The organism is Dactylosporangium sp. CA-152071 (assembly GCF_050936335.1).
Taxonomy (GTDB): Bacteria; Actinomycetota; Actinomycetes; order Mycobacteriales; family Micromonosporaceae; genus Dactylosporangium; species Dactylosporangium maewongense.
This window is the reverse complement of record NZ_JBNJMZ010000002.1, coordinates 2,887,428-2,909,943: the sequence shown is the minus strand read 5'-3', so window position 1 is coordinate 2,909,943 and position 22,516 is coordinate 2,887,428. Positions and strand designations below refer to the sequence as shown.

Here is a 22,516-nt window from a genome sequence, read left to right as displayed (position 1 = left end):
ACGATGCCATCGTCGCATCCACCTATAGGGTGTGCCGATGCGCAGACGGGTCGGGGTTGTCGTGATGGCGTGCGCGCTGCTGGCGGGGTGCGGCGGGGAGCCGGTGAAGGTCCCCGCGGCGGCTTCGTCGTCGCAGGCGTCGGTCGCCGAGGAGCTGGCCGTCGTCGCGGGCGGCGGGCTGGCGGTGCCGTCGGCGAAGCAGCTGCCGGCCGGCGCCGCGATCGGCGGGCCCGACTACGCGGTGCGGCTCACCGAGGTCGGCACCGCCGATCACCTGGAGCCGGCGGTCGTCACGCAGTTCGGCAAGATGCAGTCGGCGACCGGCGTGCCGCGTGACGCGAGCGGACCGATCGCCGCCGGGCAGGGCAAGGAGTTCGTGTTCGCGCGGTTGGCGGCGGTGCCGGGCCTGGAGACGCAGCCGTCCGCGGTGGTGAAGGCGCGGCTGCGGGTCGGCGACAAGGCCCGCCCGGTCGAGGGGATCGTGTCGCCGAACAGTGTGCTCGTCGCGCTCGTGCCCGCCGGGGTGCCGGTGACGCTCGTCGTGTCCGACGCCGACAAGGACCAGAGCATCGACCTGCGCACGGGCGCCGTCGGGCCGGGCGCCGTCGCCGCCTATCTGAAGCCGCGGCCCTACGGCGAGACGTCCTACAAGCTCGTCGGGCAGATCAGCGGCGAGCCGCACCAGACCTATGTGGAGATCGAGGTGTCGGCGGCGCTGGAGCCGTACGACCACCGCCAGCAGGGCACGTGGGCGCCGGCCGGGCACACGTGGCTGCGGGTTTGGGTGGAGGCGAAGCTCACCTCGATCGGCGTGCTGGACGGCACCATCGACATGCGGCAGAGCCTGCAGCTGACGGCCAACGGCAAGGCGGTGACCGTCGAGGCGTCCCAGGCCGACGTCGTGGGCGAGACGGTGCCGACCAACGGCTACACGATCCGCGACGAGGTGCGGATGGAGGTCGCGGAGGGCTCGGTGCAGACGCTGACGTTCCGGTTCGAGCCCAAGGGCGCGCTGACCCGCGCCGGCAAACCGGCCACGCTGAAGCTGACGGGCAGCGCCCAGCAGAAGATCACGCTCAAGTAGCGACGCGGGTCGGTGCCGCGTCGGAGCGCGTCGGCGCCGTCGCGGCCGACCCGGGTGAGGTCGTCGGGCGCGGTGCGCGATCCGTCATCCACTCGGTGAGCTGCGCGGCGGGCACGGGGCGGGCGAAGTGGTAGCCCTGGGCCGAGCGGTACCCCAGCGACCGCAGCTGCTCGGCCTGCTCCGGCGTCTCGACACCCTCCGCGACGGCGTGCAGCCGCAGCGCCTGGGCGAGCTGGATGACGGCGGCGGCGACCGGTGGACGACCCTCTCCCGACGGCGACGCGGGCGCCTGGGTGAAGGAGCGGTCGAGCTTGACCTCGTCGACCGGGCAGTCGTGCAGCAGCCGGAGGGTGGAGCTGCCGGTGCCGAAGTCGTCGAGCGAGATCCGCAGGCCCAGCGCGCGGAGCCGCTCGAGGGTCGCGGTCGCCGGCCCGAGGGTCAGGGCCATCGACTCGGTGATCTCCAGGACGATGCGGGCCGGGTCGACGGCGTGCAGCGTCAGGGTCTCGGCGACGAACCCGGCGTAGTCTGCCTCGCGCAGCTCGCGCGGGGACACGTTGATGTTGAGCACCGCCGGGGCGGCGGCGCCGTGCCGGGCGTCCCACGCCGCGAACTGCCGGCACGCGTCGGCGAACACGAACCGGCCGAGCGGCACGATCAGGCCGGTGCGTTCGGCGAGGGGGATGAACGCGTCGGGCGGCAGGACGCCGTGGACCGGGTGGTCCCAGCGGACCAGGGCCTCGGCGCCGACGAGCCGGCCGTCGTCGAGGGACACGATCGGCTGGTACATCAGGAAGCAGCGCCCGCTGTCGATGGCTTGACGCAGCTGGGACGGATGGTCGTCTCCGGCACCGGCCACGCCTTTCTCGCCGCCGAGCTCCGACATCGCGCATTCGTAGTGCAGGTAGGCGGTGCCGGTGAGCCGCTTCGCCGCGTACATGGCGATGTCGGCACGGCGCAGCAGCAGGCTCGGGTCGTCGCCGTCGCGGCCGTCGGCGATGCCGATGCTGGCGGAGATCGGCAGCTCGTGGCCGTTGACGACGGCGGGCGCCCGCAGCGCGTCGGCGAGCCGCTCCACGGCGAGGCTGGCAGCGGCCGGGTCGGCGCCGGGCAGCACCACGACGAACTCGTCGCCGCCGAGCCGGGCGACCGTGTCCGCGGCGCCGGCGCGACCCGCGAGGCGCCGGGCCACCTCGACCAGCAGCAGGTCGCCGACCTCGTGCCCGAGCGTGTCGTTGACCTCCTTGAAGTCGTCGAGGTCGATGAGCGCGACGCTGACCGGGCCGGACTCCCGCAGCGCCTGCTGGAGGCGCTGGCCGAAGAGCGCCCGGTTGGGCAGCTGGGTGAGCGCGTCGTGGGTGGCGGTGTGGTCGAGCCGGGCGAGGAGCCGGCCGTTGTCGACGAACGCGGCCACCTGCCGCACCATGACCAGCGCCGTGAGGGTGACCGCGCCGAGCACCAGCATCTTCTCGTCGCCGTGGTCGCCGAACCAGGTCTCGAGGACGAGCAGGACGTAGACGGCGGCGACGGCCGCGTAGGGCACCAGGCTGAACGGGCGCCGCTTCGCCGTCACCGCCACCGCCGCTTTACGGGGCGCGCCGCGCTCCCGCTCCGCGGCCCACGACGCCAGGCAGCACACCACCGGGATGCCGAACTGCGTCGACATCAAATGCGGGTGGCCCGAGGCGAGCAGCGGCTGCAGCATCGAGCTGGTGGCGCCGTAGAAGATCGAGAAGGCGAGCCACTGCAGCGCCGACTTGTCGATGAACTCGTAGCCCGACAGCATCACCTTCGCCACCGCGAGCACCACGACCAGGGCGAGCACGGCGAGGATCAGCGCGCCGAGGACCTCGTTGCGGTTGTCGGTGCGCAGCGCGACCCTGGCCTGGAAGTGCCAGATGAACACGGCGGCGCCGGCGACGACCGTGCCGCCGTCCAGCGCCACCCGCAGCCGCTCGCCGGCGCTGCGCCGGGACAGTGGGAGACGGTACAGCGCGTACAGGATGAGCAGCACAGCGGCGCTGTCGAAGGCCAGCAGGACGGGCCCGTTGTACGCGCCGCCGACGTCCGGGTGGGTGAGCACGTCGATCGCCTGGGCGGTGTGCGCGACCCCGACGCACAGCGCGGCGATGCTCAGGTGCCCCCAGAACCTGCGGGTCGGCGCGGGCAGCGTCATCGTCCTCGCCGTGCGCCGGAACGCGGCCGTGAGCAGCAGTGCGCCGGCCGGGGTGGGCAGCCACAGCAGGACCGGCGGCCCCACCGGCGTCACCAGGTTGACCAGGAACCAGGTCGTGCAGGCAGCCAGCACCAGACACGAGGCGCGCATCGGCCCGGACATGGCCCGCAGCCGTCGCAGTGCGCCCATCCGGTCTCCTCGTCCCGTGCTGTCGCCAGTGCACCGCCATCATCGACCACCGAATGCTGCCATGAGCCGCTGCCCGATTTCAGCATGTTACGATTGACGTAATATCACGACGGTTGTAATTTGCTGGTCATGCCGCCTTTACAGGAGCCGACGTTTCTGGTGCTGACCGCGCTCACCGGCGAGCCGCTGCACGGCTACGGGATCCTGCAGCAGGTGACGGCCCTCTCCGGCGGCGCGGTGGTCCTCGGCGCCGGCACGCTGTATGGCGCGCTGGACCGGCTGGCGGAGCAGGGGTTGGTCGCTGTGGAGCGCGAGGAGGCCGTCGACGGCCGGCTCCGCCGCTACTACCGGCTCACCGACGAGGGCGCGGCCCGGCTCGCGACCGAGGTGGAGCGCCTGCGCCGCAACGCCAACGCCGCCGCAGCGGGCCTCCGCCGCCGCGGCTTCCAGGTGGGCCTGGAGTAACCGCGCCGGACCGGCGCTGCCTGCTGCTGTGCTGGCCCCTCGGCGGCGCCCCGCCACCAACGCCGTCTTTGTGCCGGGCCGGATATCGGGGAGCGTCTGGGTGGCGGAGGGTGTGGGTGCCGCGAGGGCTTGTGGGGTCAGGGGGTCAGGCGGCGGAGGACTGTCCACTGTGGTTCTGGGGTGAAGCCGAGGGCCTCCTTCGGGCCCTGGGCGCCCTTGCCGCCGACGATGAGGGGGCGTTGCTGCTCGATGCCCCAGCGGATGAGGCGGGCCAGGTGGTCGAACCAGAGGCCGCTGCGCCGGGGGCCGCCGAGTGGGAGGGCGCCCCACGGGCCCAGGATCGGCGCTACGGGGTGGTCGAAGGTGAGGGTCGCCGCGACCAGGCCGTCCGGGCCGGTGTAGCGCAGGGCGAGGACGTCCGGCTGCTGCAGGACGGTCTCGAACAGGGACCGTGGCCAGACCCGCATCGGCGGCCAGCGGTGGGTGTGGTTGCGGCGGGCGGTGTCGGCGCAGAGGCGGTGCAGGGTGGTGGCGTCGAGGCCCGCGTCGGCGGCCGGGCCGAAGGCGACCGTGAGCGACGGGTCGGCGTCGATGTTGCGGACCAGCCGCTGCTGGTCGACGCGCCGCGACTTGCGCAGGGTTCGCAGGTACGAGTCGTAGTCGGGGAACGTGTTGCGCAGCAGCAGGGCCGGGGCGCCGGCTCGCACGACCGAGACGCCGTGCAGGAGGTGGGGCAGCTCGCGGCGGTAGATGTGGCGGTACATGACGGCCTGGAGGCGCGTGCCGTAGCGCTGCCGCAGCGACGCCTCGAGGGTTCTGACCGCGGCCGCGAAGAGGGACGGCGCCGGGCCGCCGCTGGGGTGCAGCGTGCCGGGCAGGCCGCTGGCCAGGGCGATGCCGGAGAACGCCCCGATGATCATGCTCTCGACGTCGGCGACGGCGAGGCCGAGGGCCGGGAGCCTGCGCAGGCGCAGCGTGACGAGCCCCGCGACCTTGTCGCCGTCGCGGAGTGCGCCGACGAGGACCGGGCCGCGCCGGGTCGACGCCAGCGTCCGCATGACCGGCCAGTCCAGCACCGAGTGCAGCTCGGCGTCGCGGACCGCGGGGCCCCACCACGGCGGCGCGGCGGAGCCGGTCGGATCGAGAAGATCCAATACCAGTTCTTCGATGCTGATGATGTTCCGCCAAGATCTGCAGGCGGTCAACAATCCGACCGGAAGGCTTCCCTTCGGCAACCACTTACGTCAATACTTTTGCAGGTTGGCGGGGGGACTGGACGATCTTCGGTCGATGAGATGAGGATCAATGTATGTACTCGGCTTGAGTCAACACCACGACTCGGCTGCGGCACTCCTGCACGACGGGCGGATCGTCGCGTTCTGTGAGGAGGAGCGGTTCAGCAGGATCAAGCACGACGGGGGCTTCCCCGTCGGGGCGATCCAGTGGTGCCTGCGCAGCGCGGGCATCACCCTCGGCGACGTCGACCACGTCGCGTACTTCTTTCAGGGCCGGCGGCTGCTGTGGCACGCCGGCAAGCACTTCCTGCGTTACTTCCCGGCCACCCTGGCCGTGCTGCGCAACGACGCCGGCGACTACGGCAAGGCCCGCGGCTTCCATGAGACGACCACCCGGCGGGAGACGTCCACCAACGCCGACGACCACCACATGGGCGGCACCCTGCTCGTGCTGTGGCGCCGCGCGTCGCAGCTGGAGGCGTTGCTGCGGGCGGCGACCGGCTACGACGGGCCGACGAAGCTCAAGGTGCACCTGGTCGACCACCACCACGCGCACGCGGGCAGCGCCCTGCACATCTCGCCGTGGGACGACGCCGCGATCATCGCCTGGGACGGCATCGGCAGCGACGGCACCAGCACGCTGCTCGCCGTCGGCGAGGGCGACAGGATCCACGACCTGCGGCGGGTGAAGTTCCCGCACTCGCTCGGCGCCATGTACGCCGACGTGACCGGCTGGCTCGGCTTCCACCCGACCCGCGACGAGGGCAAGGTCATGGGCCTCGCCGCGTACGGGCGGCCGACGTTCGTGGAGCAGTTCCGCGACCTGGTCCGCCTCGACAGCGACGGCCGCTACGCGCTGAACCTCAGCTGGTTCCGCCACCACGCGACCGGCAAGCACCAGGTGTCGGACAAGTTCCGGGCCACGTTCGGCCCGCCCCGGCCGAAGACCCGCGACGCCGTGCCGCAGCACTACGCCGACGTCGCGTACGCGCTGCAGAACACCCTGGAGGAGGCGGGCCTGCACGTCGCGAAGTGGGTGCACGAGAAGACCGGCAACCCGCGGCTGCTGACCGCCGGCGGGGTCGCGCTCAACAGCGTCATGAACGGCAAGATCCTGCTGCAGACCGGGTTCGAGGAGTTCTTCGCCCAGCCGGCCGCCGCCGACGACGGCTCCGCGCTCGGCGCCGCGACCGTCGTCTCCGCCGGGCTGGGCCTGCCCCGCCCGCGGGGCGAGTACATCTTCCTCGGGCCCACCTACGCCGAGGCGGACATGGAGAAGGCGCTCGCGGAGGCCGGCCTGCCGTACGAGCGCCGGGACCCGATCACGAAGACCGCCGCCGCCGCGATCGCGGACGGGAAGATCATCGGCTGGTTCCAGGGTCGCGGCGAGGTCGGCCCGCGGGCGCTCGGCAACCGCTCGATCCTCGCCGACCCGCGCGGCGCCGACACGAAGGACCGGCTCAACGAGAAGGTCAAGCACCGCGAGCCGTTCCGCCCGTTCGCGCCGTCGTGCCTGGTCGAGCACGCGGGGGAGTACTTCGCCAGCGGCTACCCGAGCCCGGTCATGCTGCTCGTCTTCGACGTCCTGGAGCACCAGCGGGCCGTCGTCCCGGCGATTACGCACGAGGACGGCACCGCCCGCGTGCAGACCGTCTCGCCCGTCGACAACCCGGTCTACCACGAGCTGATCAGCGAGTTCTACGCGCTGACCGGCGTGCCGATGGTGGTGAACACCTCGTTCAACGACAACGAGGAGCCGATCGTGTGCACGCCGCAGGACGCGGTCCGCTGCTACCTCAAGACCGACATGGACGCGCTGGCGCTCGGGCCGTTCTGGACGCAGAAGTGATCCGTCGCTGGTGGTGGCTGGCGGCCGGGGTCGCCGGCGCGGCGATGACCGTGCTCATCATGGGTGTCCTGCCGCCGGACCGCACGATCGACAACCCGGCGGAGTTCCTGCTGCGGATCAGCCCGGTGCTGTTCGCGGTCGTCGCGATCGGCGGCTTCCCGCAGCGGGCCGCGCCGGGCCTGATCCTGCTGGCCGCCGTCGTCCTCGGGTACATGGGCGTCCTGGACACCCTGTACGTGCTGCGGGTCGTCGCGCTCGCCGACGGCGGCGACTTCGCGCCGTTCTACCAGATGGCGATCTTCGTCAACGCGTTCACCGTCCTGGCGATCCTGTTCGGCTACCGGCTCGGCGGCGCGAGCACGGAGCGGGTGCTGCGGCTCGGGTTCGCGTCGGCGCTGGTGGTCGTGTCGGGCCTCAACGACCTGTCGTTCTACTACCTCAACGACTGGCCGGAAGGGCGCCCGGCGCGGCTGGACTGGGCGTCGCACATCACGGTGTTCGTCGGCGGCACGGCCACCCCGGCGGTCGCGATCGTCTTCTGCGCGGTGCACCTGCTGCTGGCCGCGGCCGTGCTCACCCTGCCGAGGTCCACACTTCGGCGTCGGCGAGAAACCCCGATGCCGTCCCCGGCACCGGCGTCCCCCCGGCCGTGAGGGCGCCGTGCCCGCACCGGGCGAACACCGTGGACAGGTTCCGCCCGGTGCCCTGAAAGTCGTCGACGGTGATCAGGCGGTGCCCGGACGGCCCGCTCAGCTCGACCGTGATCCCGCCGCCGGTGGCCGTGCAGCCGGCGGCGAGGTCGAGCTCCACGGCGACCGGCGCCTCGATGAGCGCCGGCTCGGGCCACGGCAGCCCACCGACCTCGGGGAAGTGTCGGTTGAACGTGTCCGCCAGCCACCGGCCCAGCACCGGCCGGTCCGTGACGAGCGTGGTGCGGCCCTCGTGCCACAGCACGATCGCCCGCCCGGCGCCGTGCGCCGACCAGTCGACCCGCCACACCGACACGAACGCGACCGTCCCGCCGTCGCGCTCCACGGTCAGCCCCGGATTCGCCCCCACCAGCAGCACCGACATCGATCGATCCTAACGGCCCGCGGCGCGGACGCGGTCCACGGCGCGGATGCGGTCCGCCAGGGCGGGCAGGTCGCCGGGGGTGCCGTGGTGCCAGTCCCACAGGGTGCGGCAGCGGACGGTGGTGGCGACGTGGTGGCCGACGCTGAACACGGCCTCGGCGCGAAGGTGGCCGTCGCGGCGCATCCGGATCGTCAGGGCGGTGCCGGCGTCGCCGAGGCGGGCGGTGCCGCCGGGTCGCAGCGCCGCCAGGTCGTCGGCGAAGGCAGCCAGGTCGGACCACGGCACGAACAGGGTGTCCGAGCAGGGTCGGTCCTCGCCCATGTACGGCAGCAGCGTGTCACGGGGGATGTCGAGCGAGCAGTGGGCGTGCCGCGGGTCCCCGTCGGGCTGGTCCTGCCAGCTGCGCCCGCTGCCGGCCGCGATCCGCAGCCCGATGCCATGCTCGGGGTCGAAGAACACCACCCGCGTCGTCATGGGAGGTGCTTCACGAACTTGAGGGCGTCGCGGCCCGGCCCGTCGTAGTTGGTGTGCACGGGCAGGCCGTCGAGCGAGGTGTCGCCCGGCACGAGGGTGAAGCCGAGCCGGGTGTGGAAGGCGAGGGACTGGCGGTTCGCGACGCCGGTGATCGAGTGGACCCTCCGGACGCCGCGCGCCGCGACGTCGGTGAAGAAGCGGCGGTACAGCCTGCCGCCGACCCCGGTGCGCCGCAGCGCCGGCGAGACACCGACGAAGTGGATGTAGCCGACCCCGGGGTCGGACTGCGACACGAACCCGACGAGGAACGCGCCGAGCCGGCCGCCGGACAGGTCGAGCACGTAGCTGGTGTCGGTGAAGTGCTGGAAGTACAGGCGGGGCAGCAGCGTCGCCCGGTACACGCTGCCGGACTCGCCGCCCAGGCCGCCCCACCATTCGTCCATGACCGCCATGACGCGGGCGTGGTCGTCCTCCGTCGGGTGCCGCAGCGCGTCGATCATCGTTCCATTGTCGTACCCCGCGCGGTGAGGGTGCGCTGCTACGGTCGGGCCCATGTTCGAGCTGGAGTACCTCCTGCCGCAACTGCTGTTCTCGCTCCCGGCGGTCGTCACGCTGACCGTCGGCGTGGTGCTGCTGTGGAACCGGCGGGGGCGGCTGCTGCCGCGGGTCCGGGCGCTGGGGTCGGCGGGGCTGGCGGTGCTGCTCGCGGGGGCCGTGACGAACCTGCTCTACCAGCTGCTGCTGCCGGAGATCCTGCGCGGCGGGCGCTTGATGGAGATGCGGGTCGCCATCGCCGGGATCAACCTGCTCTTCGTGGTCCTGCAGGTGCTCGGCCTGGCGCTGGTCATCGCCGCGCTCCTGGCCACGGCGCCGCCCGCCACGCCGTGGAGCCAGCCGGCCCCGGAGACCGGACCGTGGGACCAGCCGGCGCCGCTGCCGGATCAAGCGGCGCCGCCGTGGGACCAGCCGGCGCCGCCGCGGTGACGCGGGCGATGAGGGTCGTGGCGATCGATGTCGGCGGCACCCGTACCAGAGTGGCCGCCGCGGACGGGACGGTCGTGCGCTTTCCGACCGAGCCGGACTACGACCGGCAGCTCGCCCTGCTGCGGGACGCGGTCCAGGGCCGGCCCGAGGCGGTCGGCGTGTCGTTCGGCGGGCGGGTCACCCAGGACGGCGACGTGCGGGTCTCGCTGCACCTGCGGGCGTATGAGGGCCGGCCCCTGGGCCGCGACCTGGCGGCGGCGCTCGGCTGCCCGGTGCGGGTCGCCCACGACGCGACCTGCGGCCTGCTCGGCGAGCACGCGCTCGGCACGCTGCGCGGGGAGGACCGGTGCGGCTACCTCACCCTGTCGACCGGCGTCGGCGCGGCCGTGCGGCTCGGGCGGGGGGAGCACTTCGTGGCGCTGACCACCGAGGCCGGCCACCAGCTCGTCGAGGGCAACGACCGGCGCTGCGGCTGCGGGCAGACCGGCTGCCTGGAGACGCTGCTCGGCGGTGCGCAGCTGCGCCGGCGGCTGGGCCGCGGGTTGGAGGACGTCGACGATCCGCGCTTCTGGCAGGTGTACGCGCAGCGCCTGGCCGCAGGCATCGCCAACTTCGCGCTCACCGCGGGACTGGAGGCGGTCGCGGTCGGCGGGGCGATCGCGGCGCGCCGGGCCGAGCTGTGGCCGCCATTGCGGCAGGCGCTCGCGGACCGGCTCACGTATCAGGCGGTGCGCGTACATCAGGCGGCGACGGAGGACGCCCCGCTGGTGGGTGCGAGAGTGCTCGCCGGCACGCCGCCGACGAGCATCCTGCACTGAACGGCCTGTCGGCGCCCCGGTCAGCCTGTCAGCGGGCCTCGATCTCGACCCAGTCGAGGTCGCCGGCGTAGTAGTCGCAGCCGACGTCGCGCTGGTCGCAGTCGGTCTTGCCGCCGATGGACAGCGGCCAGGCGTTGGAGATCGAGCCGGTCCAGCCGCCGCGGCGGGCCACGGTCCGGCCGTCGATCTCCAGGCTGACGCCGGAGCGGGTCCGCTCGCAGCGCACGACGTGCCACCAGCCGTCGTTGATCCGCCGGGACGCCTGCACGATGATCGTGCCGTTGGAGCCGCGGAACAGGCACTGCACGATGCCGTTCGGGATCTGGAACTTGAAGTTGCCGCCCGACGTGGTGGCCTGGCCCTTCTGGATGATGTTGCCGAACTGGTAGGTCGTGCGCAGCCTGAGCGTGACGGCGTAGTCGCGGCTGCTGGGGTCGAGGGCGGAGCTGTCCGGCACGGTCACCAGGTGCCGCGGGTGCGTGGGCGGCCGGTCGGGCTGCAGGCGGGTGAACCGGTAGCCGGTCGCGCCGCGGACGTCGACGTCGGTGATGACCTCGTTGCCGATCTGGCCGTGCAGTCCGTTGCCGCTGCTGTCGATCATCGTGCGGGCGCCCGGGCCCTCGTTCATCGACCACGTCGCCACCGGGTAGTGGCCGGAGCTGGCGCCGGCCGCGGCAGGCACCCCGACGCCCAGTACCGCGGCCGTTGCCGCCACCGCCAGAACCCGCGTCACAGAGACCATGCAATACCCCCGAACTCAAAGTCCGCAATCCGGACAAACCAGATCGTAAACCTCGAAAGGCCTTACCAGGGGCGGGATCGCCGCAGCGCCGTCACACTCCTGTCGGCGCCTCGGGGTCCAGGGCGGCCTCGACCGCGACGGCCTCCATGCCGCGCAGCAGCGCCTCGCCGTCCGCCGGGGAGATCACGTGCGTGTCCATGAAGATGATCGCCCGCACCGCGTCGTCGGGCAGGTCGTCGATGTGCACGATCAGCGGCTCGAACGGCACGTCCTGCCGGGTCGTCCACTCGAACGCCGCGTCCTTGCGGCCCTGGAACTCGGTGGCCCCCTCACCCGCGGCGCGCCGGTCGTTGAAGTAGGCCGGCAGCTCCAGGTCGCCGCCCCGCTCCTCGACCACCCGGCGGACCAGGTCGTCGAGCTCCACCGGGTGGTAGTACGCGTGCTTGTACGTGGTCATGGCGCCGCGCTTGGCCCGGTCGAGGACCTCCGCGAACGACGCGCCCGCCACGTCGAGCTGGCAGATGCCGTACTGGGCGAGCATGCACACCACCCGGTCCAGCCCGGGGCGGAACCGGTTGTTGACCATCGGGCGCAGCACCACCGGGTTGACCCCGGTGACCCGGGCGAGCGCGACGGCGAACACCCCGAGCAGCGCCGGCGCCGGCGGCACACCGGTCCGCTCGGTCACCACCCGCAGCGCGGGCGCGAGGGCCCACGACGTGAGCTCGCCCCGCCAGTGCCGCGGCTCGGGCTTCCCGGCCGGGTCCGGGAAGCGGCGCGGTGCCATGCCGCGCAGGATGCCGTCCCAGTGCCGCAGCGCGAGGGTGCTCTGCCGCTGGCCGGACGGCGACGCCTGCCACCGGGCCTGCTCCAGCGGCTGCAGCTCCGGGATCGGCGTCTCGACCCTGGTGGCGAGGTCCTCCAGCATCACCCCGGTGCCGAAGCCGTCGGCGACCAGGTGGCACATGACGACGACGAGATGGGTCAGCCGCCCGCCGGACCGCACCGCGGTCATCCTGACCGGCCAGTCCGTGGCGAAGTCGTACTCGGCGTCCTGCAGCCGCAGCCGCTCCGCCTCCGCGACGGCCGCCGGGTCGTCGTCGCCCGCGTCGACGATCTCGAGCGTGATCTCGCCGGACCCGGCCACGACCTGGCTCGGGCGACCCTCCGCGTCGAACCGCAGCTTCGTGCGCGCCGTGGGGAAGCGGCTCATCATGTACCGCAGCTGCTCGGCGACGTCGTCGACGGTGGTGCCCTCGGGCAGCGGGCCCCAGGCGCCGTTCGGCAGCCACGAGCGCTGGCGCACCATCGCCTGCCAGATGTCCTGCTGCCCCCACGACAGGTCGGCTTCCCCGGCGCCGTCCCCGGCGAACGCCACGTTGATGTGCTCGGCAACCGTGGTCATGCCATACCTCCGCCTCGACGGCGCCGATCGTAGCGGATCATGGTGTCGGGCCTGCCATACGGTTTGTAGTAGTGCCTGCCATACCGGTGTTCGGCTGGTGTACGGGCGTGTGCCGGCCGGGTCGTCCACGGTGGAATCGACGGCATGGAGACGGATGTCGTCACGCTCGACAGGGTGCACCGGCGGTTCGGCGCCGGGGACCGGGCGGTCACCGCCCTGCACGAGGTCACGCTCGGGTTCGCGGCCGGGACGTTCACCGCGGTGATGGGCCCGTCAGGGTCCGGCAAGAGCACGCTGCTGCAGTGCGCCGCCGGGCTGGACCGGCCGACCGGCGGCACCGTCACCGTCGCCGGGACCGACCTGTCGACGCTGTCGGAGACCGGGCTGACGCTGCTGCGGCGCGACACGATCGGCTTCGTGTTCCAGGCGTTCAACCTGCTGCCGTCGCTGACCGCGGAGCAGAACGTGGCGCTGCCGCTGCGCCTCGCGGGCCGCCGGCCGGCGCGCGCCGAGGTCCGCGCCGTCCTCGACGCCGTCGGGCTCGGCGGCCGGGGAAGGCACCGGCCGGCGGAGCTGTCCGGCGGGCAGCAGCAGCGGGTCGCGATCGCCCGGGCGCTCGTCACCCGGCCCGCGGTCCTGTTCGCCGACGAGCCGACCGGCGCGCTGGACTCCGCGACCGGGCGCGACGTGCTGCGGCTGCTGCGCGCCATGGTGTCCACGGCGGACGGCGGCGCCCGGCAGACCGTCGTCATGGTCACCCACGACCCACTCGCGGCGTCCTACGCCGACCGGGTCGTGTTCCTCGCCGACGGGCGCGTCGCGGGCACCCTGGACCGGCCGACCGCGCAGGCCGTCGCCGCGCGCATGACGTCCCTGGAGGCGGTGCCGTGCTGAGTGTCGCCACGCAGACGCTGCGGGCGCGGTGGGCGTCGTTCGCCGGGGTGTTCGTGGCGCTGTCGCTGGGCGCGTGCCTGCTCGCCACGACGGGCCTGACGATCGCCTCGACCGTCTCCGACGGCCGTCCGCCGGTGTGGTACGCGCGGCCGGCCGTCGTCGTCACCGGCAGCCAGACCGTCAGCGTCACCGTCGACGAGGGCGACGGGGAGCACTACACCTCCAGCACCCGGACCCGCCGCCCGCAGCAACTGCCGGCCGGCACCGCCGAGCGGCTCGCCGCGCTGCCCGGCGCCACCGTCGTCGTGGACCGTGCCGTCCCGGTCGACGTGGCCGGCGTCGCGCTCGAGGCGCACCCGTGGTCGAGCGCGGGGCTGCACCCGTACACCATGCGCGACGGCCATCCGCCGCACGCCGACGACGAGGTCGCGCTCCCCGAGGCCGTGGGCGCCCGCCCGGGCGACCGGGTCGAGGTGTCGACGCCGCTGGGGCCGCGGGCGCTGCTGGTCGCCGGGATCGTCACCGGCCCGCCCGCCGTCTACCTCACCGACCCGGCCGCGGCGGCGCTCGCCGAGGGGCGGGTCGACGCGATCGCCGTCGACGGGGTCACCGTGGCGCAGGTCCGCGAGGTCGTCGGGCCGGGCCCGGCCGTGCTCACCGGCGACCGCCGGGCCGGTGCCGAGGCCGACCCCGGCGGCGACCTCCTCGCCGCCGCCGCGTCGCTGCTCGGCACCACCGCCGGCGTCGCCCTCTTCGTGTCCGTGTTCGTGGTCGCCGGCACGTTCGCGTTCGCGGTCGTGCAGCGTCGCCAGGAGCTCGCGCTGCTGCGCGCCGCCGGGGCCACGCCGCGCCAGGTGCGGCGGCTCGTCCTCGGCGAGTCCCTCATCGTCGGCGTCGTCGCGGGCCTCGCCGGCTGCCTCGCCGGTCTGCTGGTCGCGCCGCCGTTCGCGGCGTGGCTGGCCCGGTCCGGGTTCGCGCCGCCCGGGTTCACCGCCCGGTTCATCCTGTGGCCGCTGCTCGCCGCCTTCGGGGTGAGCCTGCTCGTCGCGCTCGCCGGCGCCGCCGTCGCCGCCCGGCGGGCCGGGAAGGTCCGCCCGATCGAGGCCCTGCGCGAGGCGGCCGCGGAGCGGCGGGTCATGACCGCCGGCCGATGGGTCTTCGGCGTGCTCTTCCTCGGCGGCGCGGCCGTGCTGCTGGCCGTCGTCCCGTCCCTCGGCGGCGAGGCGATCGCCCTCGTCCTGCTCGACGCGCAGCTGGCCATCACCGGGATCGCGCTGCTGGCACCGGTCTTCGCGCCGCGGCTGGCGTGGCTGGCCGGGCTGCTGGTGCCCGGCGTCGCGGCGGCGCTGGCCCGCGACAACGCCCGCACCGCGGTCCGGCGGACCGCGTCGACGGTCGCGCCGATCCTCGTCACGGTGGGCATCGCGGCGGCGACCTTCGCGGCGACCGCGACGCTGTGGGACGCCTCGGAGCGCGCGTCGGCCGCCCGCGTGACCGCCGGCTCCATCGCCCTGCCGTCGGGGTCCGCCGGCATTCCGGTCGCTTCCGGCGCTGTCGCGGGCGTTCCCACCGCGCAGTCCGTCGTGTACGTGTCGACCGACGACTATCCGGAGGAGTTCGACGCGCTGTACGCCGGACCGGGCGTCGACGGCGTGCTGCGGCTGCCGGTGCGCTCCGGCTCGGTCGCCGACCTCGCGGGCACCGACACCGTCGTGGCCGGCGCCGGGCTGGCCCGCGCCGCGGGCTGGCGGACCGGCGGCACGGCGACGCTGTGGCTGGACGACGCCTCACCCGTCCAGCTGCGGGTCGTGGCGGTGCTGGAGCCGTCGCTCGACCTCGACGAGACGGTCCTGCTGCCGTGGGCGCTCCGGGCGGCGCACGCCCCGCGGACCGGCGCCGACGCGGTCCACCTCACCGGGTCCACCCTGGACGGTGCGCGGGTCGTCACCGCCGCCGAGTACTTCCGGTCGCTGAACGCCGCGCAGCGCCGCCTCAACCACCTGGCGCTGGTCGCCGTGCTCGGCATGGCGCTGGTGTACACGTCGATCGCGATCGCCAACACGCTCGTCATGGCCACCGGGGCCCGGGTGCGGGACCTCGCCGTCCTGCGTCTCGGCGGCGCCACGCCGCGGCAGGTCCTCGCGATGATCGCGGTGGAGGCGCTGCTGGTGGGCGCCACGGGGGTCCTGCTCGCCGGCGCCGTCACCGCGGGGATGCTGGCCGGGCTGCGGGCCGGGCTCGCCGGTCTCGTGGCGGACCCGCGCACCGTGGTGCCGTGGACGCCGATCGGGGTGATCGCCGCCGTGTGCGTGGCGATCACCCTCGTCGCGAGCCTGGTGCCGGCGGCGCTCGCCCTGCGCACGCCGCCGGGGCGCCTCTCGTCCGTCCGGGAGTGACAGGTCTATGGTCGGGTCCATGGCGTTGTTCGGGCTCGGACCGATCGGGCAGATCGCCCGGCACGTGAGCGACATCGGCCGCGCGGTCGACTTCTACGGCGGGGTGCTCGGCCTGCCCCACCTGTACACGTTCGGCGACCTGGCGTTCTTCGACTGCGACGGCACCCGGCTGTTCCTGAGCCGGCCCGAGTCCGGCGCGTTCGACCCCGCCGCCCAGTCGATCGTCTACTTCCGCGTGCCGGACATCCACGCCGCCCACGACTCGCTGACCGGCCGTGGCGTCATCTTCCAGGCGCCGCCCACGATGATCCACCGGCACGAGAACGGGGTGGAGGAGTGGATGGCCTTCTTCGCCGACCCCGACGGCTCGCTGCTGGCCATCATGGGTACCGCTTAGGTCTTTCAGGTTGTCGCCGGGGCGGCCTCTGGTCAGGCGGTCGCTGGGGCGGTCTTGGTCAGGGTGGTCAACGGGGCGGTGTTTGGTCAGGCGATCGCCGGTGGGGCGGCGCGGAGGGCGCGGCCGAGCATCGTCCTGACCACGAACGGGTGGACGTGGCCGACCACGGCCAGGTAGGCGCGGCCGCGGCGGGTACGGGGGCGGGCGAGGGTCGAGCAGACCACCGACTCCGCGTCGACGAACAGCGAGATCCGCAGGTCGAAGTGGCGGGTGTCGGCGCCGAACAGGACCTCGTCGGCGCGGGCGTCCAGCGGCGCGAACACCTTCCTGGCGTCGAGGGGCTCCAGGCCCGGGATGTGGTTGCGCAGCCGCATCAGCGCGCCGACCCAGCGCGGCGGGCGGCCGAACATCGCGGCCCGCCAGGCGGCCGGGTCGGCGCTCGCGCCCGGCGGCCGGGTGCCCTGCCACGCGTCCATCAGGTCGACCCGGTCCAGCGTCCCGGCCGCGAGCCGCGCGCCGCGGGGGAGCGGCACCCGCCGCGGCCCCCTGAAGGCGCGGCGCAGCAGGCGCACCCACGGTGACCAGCGGGCCGGGCGGCGCACCGTGCCGGTGCCGGCGCGCTCGGCGTTGTCGAGCAGGTCCTGCATCAGCGCCTCGTGCAGCCACCGGACGGCGACGGGCCACAGCACCCGCATCGCGCCGGTGAGCCGGCCCCTGATGACGTGCACGACCGCGGTGCCGTCGCCGTCGGGCTCGATCCGCAGCTCGTGCTCGCCGACGACGCCGATCGCCGGGTCGAACCGGCACCGCAGCAGCCGGCCGGGGACGTGCTCGACGACGTCGTACCGGATCATGCCGTGCCCGCCGGACGCGCCGGGGCCGAGCGGCCGGTCGAACCGCATCGGCGGCCAAGCCTTGACCGGCCACAACGCGTTGTCGGGCCCGGCGACCCGGTCCAGCAGCGCGCCCATCAGCTCCGGCGGCGCGTCGATCGTGCGGCGTTGAACGTTCTCCATGGCTACCTGCCCGTCCCTCGTTCCGTACGGTGCCGTATGGAAGAACCGTACGCTACCGTATGGGCATGGCACAACGGCGGCTCAGCGCGGAGGACTGGACGGCGGCGGCACTGGCCGCGATCGCCGACGGAGGGCTGCCCGCGGTCGCGGTCGAGCCCATCGCCGCGCGGCTGGGCGCCACCAAGGGCAGCTTCTACTGGCACTTCACCAACCGCGACGCGCTCATCGAGGCGACCATGCAGCTGTGGGAGCGCGCCTGCACCGACGCGATCATCGACATGGTGGAGGCGGCGGGGGACCCGCCACGGAAGCTGTCGCTGCTGTTCACGACGGTGCTCGGGCACGCCCGGTCGAGCCGCCTGGAGACCAACGTCCTCGCCGTCGCCGACCACCCCCTGGTCGCGCCGGTGGTGCAACGGGTGACCCGGCGCCGGCTGGAGTACGTCGAGCAGCTGTTCACCGAGGCCGGGTTCGCCCCGGGTGAGGCCGCCCGGCGGGCGCTGCTGGCCTATTCGGCGTACGTCGGGCAGTCGCAGCTCGCCGCCCGCCTGCCGGAGCTGCTCCCGGCCGACGCCGGTGGCCAGGGCGCCTACCTCGACACCGTCCTGGGTGCCCTCTTGTCACCGCCGCACTCGGTGACGTAGCGTTTCTGGATACACGGCGTTTCTGAGTTCGGGCGGTGCGAGTTGGTGCGGCTGACCCGCGTACAGCAGCAGCAACGGACGCATGAGCAGCTGCTGGACGCCGGGCTGGCCGTCTTCCTGCGGCGCGGCTACCTGAGCGCGACGGTCGAGGAGATCGCCGCCGAGGCCGGCTTCACGCGCGGCGCCGTCTACAAGCACTTCGGCGGCAAGGAAGGCCTGTGGCAGGCGATCGTCGACGCCCGGGCCGGCGCGCTGCTGGACGGGCTGCGGGCCGCCCTCGACCGCGCGGGCAGCCGCGACGAGCTGCTGGAGGTGCTCAACCCGGCGGCGTCCGTCCGCGACCCGGCGGCGGCCCGCTGGACCCTGGTCTCCGCCGAGCACCTCGCCGCCGTCGCGGGCCGATCCGCGCACCAGGCCGAGACCCAGCGCCGCCTCGACGAGGCCGTCGCCGCCGACCTCGACCGCCACTGCCACCGGCTGGGGATCCGGCCGGCGGTGCCGCTGGCGCAGTTCGTGGTCGCGTGGGGCGCCCTCGGCGGCGGCCTCGCCCTGCTGCACGCCGTCGACCCGTCGACCGACGTGGCGACGGTCGCCGCCGGCGTGCTCGCCGCGCTGCTGCCGGCACCATCGGGCGACAGGGGCACGCATGGAGTCAGTTGAGCGGCGGTCGGCGTTCATGGCGTGGCTGCGCCGGCGGTTCCGGGTCCTCGGCGGGGTGGCCGGGGCGGTCTCGTACGCCGAAACCGGCCCGTATGCGGGCGCCCCGCGCGACCCCGACCTGCGGATCGGCGACGAGAAGTCGTACTCGACCGTGCGGTACACCACCCAGCACGTCGCGTACACGACGATCGGCGCCGGTGAGGGCGACTGCCGCAGGTGCGGCCGCCCGCTCGTCGACCTGCACCGGCTCGAGTACGTCCGCGGCGACACCCGCGTGCCGGTCGGGGCCGTGCGCACCTGCCGCGGCTGCCAGACCGACTCGTGGCTGCTGCGCTCCCGGATGCCGGCGGTGTCACGCGCCCGCGACACCGCCCGCAAGCACGTCGTCTAGATCACGTCGTACGACAGCATGACGACGCCGGTGGAGGTGGGGGTGCAGTCCACAAGGGACAGCCGCCGCGGGACGGCCGCGCCGCGGAACAGGCGCTTGCCGGTGCCGAGCAGCAGCGGGTGCAGGAACAGGCGGTAACCGTCCACCAGGTCCTCGGCGATCAGGTCCTGGACGAGCGCGCCGCTGCCCAGCACCGCGATCGTGCCCTCTCCCTCGGACTTGAGCTTGCGCACCGACGGGCCGAGCGGGCCGTCGAGCACGTGCGCGTTGTTCCACGTCAGCGACCGCAGCGTGCCGGTCGCGACGTACTTCACGGTCGAGTTCAGGTGGGCCGCCATCGGGTTCGAGTCGGGCTGCCCGGGCCAGAACGCGATCATGTGCTCGTAGGTGCGGCGCCCGAACAGGTACGCCGTCGTCGACGCCAGGCCCTCCAGCGCGGCGGCCGCCTGGACGTCGTCGAAGTACGGCGCGCCCCACCCGCCGTGCTCGAACCCGCCGTCGCGGTCGTCGTCCGGCGACGCCAACCCCTGCATGACCCCGTCCAGGGTCAGGAACTCGATCACGTTCAGTGTGCGCATGCGTACCTCCAGGTGTGCGGACTCGCCTTCACCCGCTGTACGAACTCGCCCCGCCCGGATCGACATCCCGCCGCCGCCATCCGAGCGCGGGGCCGAGATTCGTGGCGATGTCGGTGAGGATCTGCAGATAGTCCTCGTGCTCGAACGTGAACGGCAGCGCGAACGCCACCTCCCGCACCTCCTGGTAGCCGGCGTGCGCGTGCAGCCGCTCCGCGATCTGCGCCGACGGTCCGACCAGATCCGGGGCGAACATCAGCCGGGCCGGTCCCTGTGGCGTCGCCGTGCGCGGGGTGCGCTGCTCCGCGTACACCTCGTAACGCCGCCGCTGATCAGGCGTCGCGGAGTCCGTCGGGATGACCACCAGGCCCTGCGAGACGCGGGCCCGGTCGCCGTCGGGGTGCGCGGCGCGGAACGCGCGGATGTGCGAGCGCTGGATCCCGGCGAAGTCCTCCGACTCCTCGGCCTTCACCACGCTGCTGGTCAGGAAGTTCATGGCGTGCTCGCCCGCCCAGCGCGCCGAGGCGAGGCTGCCTCCGCCGTACCACATCCGGCTGCCGAGACCGGGGGAGTGCGGCTGCACGTGGTCGGAGAACACCTCGAAGCCCTCCGTGGCCGCCTCGGCGACCGGAACCCCGCGGACGAGGTCGAGCAGCCGTCCCACCCGGTCGTAGCCGAAGTCCTCGGCGCCGGCGGTGTGCGGGTACAGCGCGCCCTTCACCCGCTCGAAGTGCATCGGCGGCCCGACGCTCACGCCCGGGTTGAGCCGCCCGCCCGACAGCACGTCCACGGTCGCCAGGTCCTCGGCGAGCCGGAGCGGATTCTCCCAGCCGAGCGGGATGACGGCGGTGCCGAGCTCGATCCTGCTGGTCCGCTGCGTGGCCGCGGCGAGCACCGCCACCGGCGACGAGATCCCGAACTGCAGGTGCCGGTGCCGCACCCACGCACTGTCGAACCCGAGGCGCTCCCCGAGCTCGATCACCTCCAGCGTCGACTCGTGACCCTTGCGCGGATCCGCCTCGTCGAACAACCCGATCGTCAGGAAACCCAGCTTCTCCAGTGCCACACCGTCGATTATCCGCCCGTGACCGGCACCGGCGTCCCTTGTCGCACTTCGAGCACGGCCCGGCCACCCAGCTCCGCCGCCAGCTGCACGGTCGCCGTCCTGGTCGCGCCCAGGGCGGTGCACCGGGCGTTCCCGGAGGCCGGATGCTCGTGGACGATGACGACGACCGCGTTCGGCGACTCGACCGCCTCCGCCGTGTAGTCGACCCCGCACGGTCCGGCGCTCGCCGGGTCGACCGCCCCGATGAACTCCGCCGTCAGCGTCGTGCCGGCGACCCGCACCGTCTGGATGCTCAGCCCGCCCGGCGGGTGGCTGGCGTTCCACGGCGGCGGCACCACCGTCACGCCCGCGAACGCGGTCCTGGTCACCAGCACCGCCGACCCCCGCAGCGCGAACTCCCACGCCGGCGCCGTCGCCGCGCCCTGCGCCGTCTGGATCCGTGCCGTGCCGAGCCGCGCTCCGGTCACCTCGATCACCGGGCAGTCGGCGCAGTCCCCGGCACCGTCCTTGACCAGCTCCGCGAGGGCCGCTCCGGCGGCGATGACCGCCACTGTACGACTGGCGCCTCCGTCCCACACCACCACACCGTCGGCCTGCGGGGCGGCGGGCAGCGCCGCGACAGCGGCGACCTTGCCCACGAGCAGCGACACCTTGAACCGCGCCTTGTCGTCCTCCCACTCGCCGACCTGCCCGGTCCGCGCCCCGACGACGACGATCCCCTGGCCGCCGCCCCGCTCGACCGCCTGGTCGTACCGGTCCAACGCGTCCCGCGCCTGCCGCCGCAGCTGATCCCCGTTCTCCGCCGGCGGCGCCGCCTCGTCCTGCGCTCCGCACCCACCGGCCAGCAGCACGACCAGTACCCCAGCGATCCATCGCCCGCGATGCATGCCGGTGTCCTATCACACCCGCGTCAAGGGACGGCGATGCTGATGGCCGCCGGCACGGCGCGGGCCTTGAGCTTGCGGACCTCGGTCCGGGAGCCGCCGTCGAGCTCCAGCAGCACCGGCTCCGCGAACCGCACCTTGACCTTGCGGGCACTCGCCACCTTCACGAACGGCGAGCCGTCGGTCCGCGCGAACGCCATCCTCCCCAGCGTCCGGGCCCACTGCAGGGCGCCGTGCGCGGTGGACACCCCGACCTCCAGCCGCCCGTCGAACGGACTCGCGTCGTCGAACGCCTCGATCCCACCGGCGATGGTGCCGATGTTGCCCAGCAGCACACAGGTCGCCGGCCCGGAGAACCACTCGGCGCCGTCCAGCTCGACGGTCGCCTCGACCGGCTCGTCCTTGACATGCCGGACGGCGGTGCCGAAGTACGCCAGCTTCCCCGCCCGGCTCTTCATCCCCCGATCGGCATCATCGATCATCGCCGCGTCGAACCCGGCACCCGCCATCACCGCGAAGTGCTCCCCGCCGACCTTCCCCAGGTCGAACCGCCGCCGCGTCCCATCCAGCCCGATCCTCACCGCCGCACCGATGTCCTGCGGAATGTCCAGCGACGTGGCGAACAGGTTCGCGGTCCCGGCAGGCACGATCGCCACCGTCACGTCCGACCCGGCCAGCGCGTCGACACACCGCTGCACCATGCCGTCGCCGCCCCACACGAACACCAGGTCGGCACCCTGCTCGACTGCCTTGCGCACCTGCTTCGGCGCCTTCCTGCTCTTCGGCACCTCCCGCCAGTCAGGCGCCTCGACCCCCGCCCGGGCCAACTCCCGCCGCAGCTCGTCAAGCCCCCCACCGATGCTCTTCCCAGCATGCGCAACCACAGCGACATTCACACCCGCCCCGGTACCCACCCGCCCCTCCCACTAAGCACCCCACTCACGCCAGCGGGTCGATCGAAGGCCGAACCCGGTCGCGCGGCTGGCCGTTTCCATCCTTCGATCAACCCGAACGGTGCCGCGGGTGCGCTGCCGGGTTCGGGCAGTCGGTGGTGTTCGCGCTTGGACCGGCGGGTGGCCCGAAGGCGCCGCGCACAAC

Annotated in this window: 24 protein-coding genes; 12 read left to right on the top strand and 12 right to left on the bottom strand. The window is 73.6% G+C overall.

Going from position 1 to position 22,516, the window contains the following annotated elements:
- Positions 1-37: 37 nt before the first annotated feature.
- On the top strand, positions 38-1,084 hold the full coding sequence (locus ACQEVZ_RS53015) for a hypothetical protein (RefSeq protein ID WP_433383292.1): 1,047 nt from the start codon (positions 38-40) through the stop codon (positions 1,082-1,084).
- Here the strand turns inward: ACQEVZ_RS53015 and ACQEVZ_RS53010 are convergent.
- On the bottom strand, positions 1,077-3,449 hold the full coding sequence (locus tag ACQEVZ_RS53010) for a putative bifunctional diguanylate cyclase/phosphodiesterase (RefSeq protein WP_433383290.1): 2,373 nt from the start codon (positions 3,447-3,449) through the stop codon (positions 1,077-1,079). The two genes, ACQEVZ_RS53015 and ACQEVZ_RS53010, sit on opposite strands and share 8 nt — an antisense overlap.
- 129 nt (positions 3,450-3,578) lie before the next feature.
- Here ACQEVZ_RS53010 and ACQEVZ_RS53005 point away from each other — a divergent pair, with 129 nt between their 5' ends.
- Positions 3,579-3,914: a PadR family transcriptional regulator gene (locus ACQEVZ_RS53005; RefSeq protein ID WP_433383288.1), complete on the top strand. Its 336-nt coding sequence runs from the start codon at positions 3,579-3,581 to the stop codon at positions 3,912-3,914.
- A gap of 137 nt (positions 3,915-4,051) precedes the next feature.
- On the opposite strand, the gene ACQEVZ_RS53000 is transcribed toward ACQEVZ_RS53005, so the two are convergent.
- Complete coding sequence (locus ACQEVZ_RS53000) at positions 4,052-5,068, bottom strand: hypothetical protein (RefSeq protein ID WP_433383286.1); 1,017 nt, start codon at positions 5,066-5,068, stop codon at positions 4,052-4,054.
- A 166-nt stretch (positions 5,069-5,234) separates the two neighbouring features.
- Between ACQEVZ_RS53000 and ACQEVZ_RS52995 the strand changes: the two genes are divergently transcribed.
- Positions 5,235-6,998: a carbamoyltransferase family protein gene (locus tag ACQEVZ_RS52995; RefSeq protein WP_433383284.1), complete on the top strand. Its 1,764-nt coding sequence runs from the start codon at positions 5,235-5,237 to the stop codon at positions 6,996-6,998.
- Positions 6,995-7,651, top strand: a complete 657-nt coding sequence (locus tag ACQEVZ_RS52990; protein WP_433383282.1) for a hypothetical protein — start codon at positions 6,995-6,997, stop codon at positions 7,649-7,651. The genes ACQEVZ_RS52995 and ACQEVZ_RS52990 overlap by 4 nt, the downstream gene beginning before the upstream one ends.
- Here ACQEVZ_RS52990 and ACQEVZ_RS52985 read toward each other — a convergent pair.
- From ACQEVZ_RS52985 to ACQEVZ_RS52975, 3 genes are read right to left on the bottom strand one after another with little or no spacing between them, the layout of a single operon-like run.
- Positions 7,572-8,072, bottom strand: coding sequence for a hypothetical protein (locus tag ACQEVZ_RS52985; RefSeq protein ID WP_344498373.1), 501 nt, complete (start codon positions 8,070-8,072; stop codon positions 7,572-7,574). The two genes, ACQEVZ_RS52990 and ACQEVZ_RS52985, sit on opposite strands and share 80 nt — an antisense overlap.
- A 9-nt stretch (positions 8,073-8,081) precedes the next feature.
- Complete coding sequence (locus ACQEVZ_RS52980; RefSeq protein WP_433383280.1) at positions 8,082-8,546, bottom strand: hypothetical protein; 465 nt, start codon at positions 8,544-8,546, stop codon at positions 8,082-8,084.
- Positions 8,543-9,046 carry a GNAT family N-acetyltransferase gene (locus tag ACQEVZ_RS52975; protein WP_433383278.1) on the bottom strand — a complete coding sequence of 168 codons (504 nt, stop codon included), beginning with the start codon at positions 9,044-9,046 and terminating at the stop codon, positions 8,543-8,545. The genes ACQEVZ_RS52980 and ACQEVZ_RS52975 overlap by 4 nt, the downstream gene beginning before the upstream one ends.
- 52 nt (positions 9,047-9,098) lie before the next feature.
- On the opposite strand from ACQEVZ_RS52975, the gene ACQEVZ_RS52970 reads away from it, so the two are divergent.
- Both ACQEVZ_RS52970 and ACQEVZ_RS52965 read left to right on the top strand, forming a co-directional pair.
- On the top strand, positions 9,099-9,530 hold the full coding sequence (locus ACQEVZ_RS52970) for a hypothetical protein (RefSeq protein ID WP_433383276.1): 432 nt from the start codon (positions 9,099-9,101) through the stop codon (positions 9,528-9,530).
- 17 nt (positions 9,531-9,547) lie between these two features.
- Positions 9,548-10,348 (top strand): ROK family protein, encoded by an 801-nt coding sequence (locus ACQEVZ_RS52965; RefSeq protein ID WP_433383274.1) that lies wholly within the window; start codon positions 9,548-9,550, stop codon positions 10,346-10,348.
- A 28-nt stretch (positions 10,349-10,376) separates the two neighbouring features.
- Here the strand turns inward: ACQEVZ_RS52965 and ACQEVZ_RS52960 are convergent, their stop codons facing one another.
- A complete protein-coding gene (locus tag ACQEVZ_RS52960; RefSeq protein WP_433383272.1) occupies positions 10,377-11,081 on the bottom strand; it encodes a laminin G domain-containing protein in 705 nt (234 codons plus the stop codon).
- Positions 11,082-11,181: 100 nt separating this feature from the next.
- On the bottom strand, positions 11,182-12,495 hold the full coding sequence (locus ACQEVZ_RS52955) for a condensation domain-containing protein (protein ID WP_433383270.1): 1,314 nt from the start codon (positions 12,493-12,495) through the stop codon (positions 11,182-11,184).
- Positions 12,496-12,639: 144 nt separating this feature from the next.
- Here ACQEVZ_RS52955 and ACQEVZ_RS52950 point away from each other — a divergent pair, with 144 nt between their 5' ends.
- The 3 genes from ACQEVZ_RS52950 to ACQEVZ_RS52940 are packed head-to-tail and all read left to right on the top strand — an operon-like array spanning position 12,640 to position 16,182.
- Positions 12,640-13,389, top strand: a complete 750-nt coding sequence (locus tag ACQEVZ_RS52950) for an ABC transporter ATP-binding protein (protein ID WP_344498387.1) — start codon at positions 12,640-12,642, stop codon at positions 13,387-13,389.
- On the top strand, positions 13,383-15,785 hold the full coding sequence (locus tag ACQEVZ_RS52945) for an FtsX-like permease family protein (protein ID WP_433383268.1): 2,403 nt from the start codon (positions 13,383-13,385) through the stop codon (positions 15,783-15,785). Before ACQEVZ_RS52950 ends, ACQEVZ_RS52945 begins: the two co-directional genes overlap by 7 nt.
- Before the next feature lie 19 nt (positions 15,786-15,804).
- Positions 15,805-16,182 (top strand): VOC family protein, encoded by a 378-nt coding sequence (locus ACQEVZ_RS52940; RefSeq protein WP_433383266.1) that lies wholly within the window; start codon positions 15,805-15,807, stop codon positions 16,180-16,182.
- 86 nt (positions 16,183-16,268) lie between these two features.
- Here the strand turns inward: ACQEVZ_RS52940 and ACQEVZ_RS52935 are convergent, their stop codons facing one another.
- The gene (locus tag ACQEVZ_RS52935; RefSeq protein ID WP_433383264.1) at positions 16,269-17,198 is read right to left on the bottom strand and encodes a DUF2867 domain-containing protein; all 930 of its coding nucleotides are present in this window, start codon (positions 17,196-17,198) and stop codon (positions 16,269-16,271) included.
- A 65-nt stretch (positions 17,199-17,263) separates the two neighbouring features.
- Between ACQEVZ_RS52935 and ACQEVZ_RS52930 the strand changes: the two genes are divergently transcribed.
- Genes ACQEVZ_RS52930 through ACQEVZ_RS52920 form a run of 3 tightly spaced genes read left to right on the top strand, consistent with a single transcriptional unit; the run spans position 17,264 to position 18,893 of the window.
- Entirely contained in the window at positions 17,264-17,842 is a 579-nt protein-coding gene (locus tag ACQEVZ_RS52930) for a TetR/AcrR family transcriptional regulator (protein ID WP_344498395.1), read from the top strand.
- Positions 17,843-17,887: 45 nt separating this feature from the next.
- Positions 17,888-18,502: a TetR/AcrR family transcriptional regulator gene (locus ACQEVZ_RS52925; RefSeq protein WP_433383262.1), complete on the top strand. Its 615-nt coding sequence runs from the start codon at positions 17,888-17,890 to the stop codon at positions 18,500-18,502.
- Positions 18,489-18,893, top strand: a complete 405-nt coding sequence (locus tag ACQEVZ_RS52920; RefSeq protein ID WP_433383260.1) for a hypothetical protein — start codon at positions 18,489-18,491, stop codon at positions 18,891-18,893. Before ACQEVZ_RS52925 ends, ACQEVZ_RS52920 begins: the two co-directional genes overlap by 14 nt.
- On the opposite strand, the gene ACQEVZ_RS52915 is transcribed toward ACQEVZ_RS52920, so the two are convergent.
- The 4 genes from ACQEVZ_RS52915 to ACQEVZ_RS52900 are packed head-to-tail and all read right to left on the bottom strand — an operon-like array spanning position 18,890 to position 22,302.
- Positions 18,890-19,471 (bottom strand): dihydrofolate reductase family protein, encoded by a 582-nt coding sequence (locus tag ACQEVZ_RS52915; protein WP_433383258.1) that lies wholly within the window; start codon positions 19,469-19,471, stop codon positions 18,890-18,892. The genes ACQEVZ_RS52920 and ACQEVZ_RS52915 overlap by 4 nt on opposite strands.
- A 28-nt stretch (positions 19,472-19,499) precedes the next feature.
- Positions 19,500-20,534 (bottom strand): LLM class flavin-dependent oxidoreductase, encoded by a 1,035-nt coding sequence (locus tag ACQEVZ_RS52910; RefSeq protein WP_433383256.1) that lies wholly within the window; start codon positions 20,532-20,534, stop codon positions 19,500-19,502.
- Between the two features lie 8 nt (positions 20,535-20,542).
- Positions 20,543-21,421, bottom strand: a complete 879-nt coding sequence (locus ACQEVZ_RS52905; protein ID WP_433383254.1) for a hypothetical protein — start codon at positions 21,419-21,421, stop codon at positions 20,543-20,545.
- 23 nt (positions 21,422-21,444) lie between these two features.
- Entirely contained in the window at positions 21,445-22,302 is an 858-nt protein-coding gene (locus ACQEVZ_RS52900) for a diacylglycerol/lipid kinase family protein (protein ID WP_433383252.1), read from the bottom strand.
- Positions 22,303-22,516: the final 214 nt, after the last annotated feature.

Bases quoted from the DNA above. Each gene is read 5' to 3' on its own strand.
- ACQEVZ_RS53015 (WP_433383292.1), top strand. From the start codon at position 38: ATGCGCAGACGGGTCGGGGTTGTCGTGATGGCGTGCGCGCTGCTGGCG.
- ACQEVZ_RS53010 (WP_433383290.1), bottom strand. From the start codon at position 3,449: ATGGGCGCACTGCGACGGCTGCGGGCCATGTCCGGGCCGATGCGCGCC.
- ACQEVZ_RS53005 (WP_433383288.1), top strand. From the start codon at position 3,579: ATGCCGCCTTTACAGGAGCCGACGTTTCTGGTGCTGACCGCGCTCACC.
- ACQEVZ_RS52985 (WP_344498373.1), bottom strand. From the start codon at position 8,072: ATGTCGGTGCTGCTGGTGGGGGCGAATCCGGGGCTGACCGTGGAGCGC.
- ACQEVZ_RS52980 (WP_433383280.1), bottom strand. From the start codon at position 8,546: ATGACGACGCGGGTGGTGTTCTTCGACCCCGAGCATGGCATCGGGCTG.
- ACQEVZ_RS52975 (WP_433383278.1), bottom strand. From the start codon at position 9,046: ATGATCGACGCGCTGCGGCACCCGACGGAGGACGACCACGCCCGCGTC.
- ACQEVZ_RS52970 (WP_433383276.1), top strand. From the start codon at position 9,099: ATGTTCGAGCTGGAGTACCTCCTGCCGCAACTGCTGTTCTCGCTCCCG.
- ACQEVZ_RS52955 (WP_433383270.1), bottom strand. From the start codon at position 12,495: ATGACCACGGTTGCCGAGCACATCAACGTGGCGTTCGCCGGGGACGGC.
- ACQEVZ_RS52950 (WP_344498387.1), top strand. From the start codon at position 12,640: ATGGAGACGGATGTCGTCACGCTCGACAGGGTGCACCGGCGGTTCGGC.
- ACQEVZ_RS52940 (WP_433383266.1), top strand. From the start codon at position 15,805: ATGGCGTTGTTCGGGCTCGGACCGATCGGGCAGATCGCCCGGCACGTG.
- ACQEVZ_RS52935 (WP_433383264.1), bottom strand. From the start codon at position 17,198: ATGGAGAACGTTCAACGCCGCACGATCGACGCGCCGCCGGAGCTGATG.
- ACQEVZ_RS52930 (WP_344498395.1), top strand. From the start codon at position 17,264: ATGGCACAACGGCGGCTCAGCGCGGAGGACTGGACGGCGGCGGCACTG.
- ACQEVZ_RS52920 (WP_433383260.1), top strand. From the start codon at position 18,489: ATGGAGTCAGTTGAGCGGCGGTCGGCGTTCATGGCGTGGCTGCGCCGG.
- ACQEVZ_RS52915 (WP_433383258.1), bottom strand. From the start codon at position 19,471: ATGCGCACACTGAACGTGATCGAGTTCCTGACCCTGGACGGGGTCATG.
- ACQEVZ_RS52905 (WP_433383254.1), bottom strand. From the start codon at position 21,421: ATGCATCGCGGGCGATGGATCGCTGGGGTACTGGTCGTGCTGCTGGCC.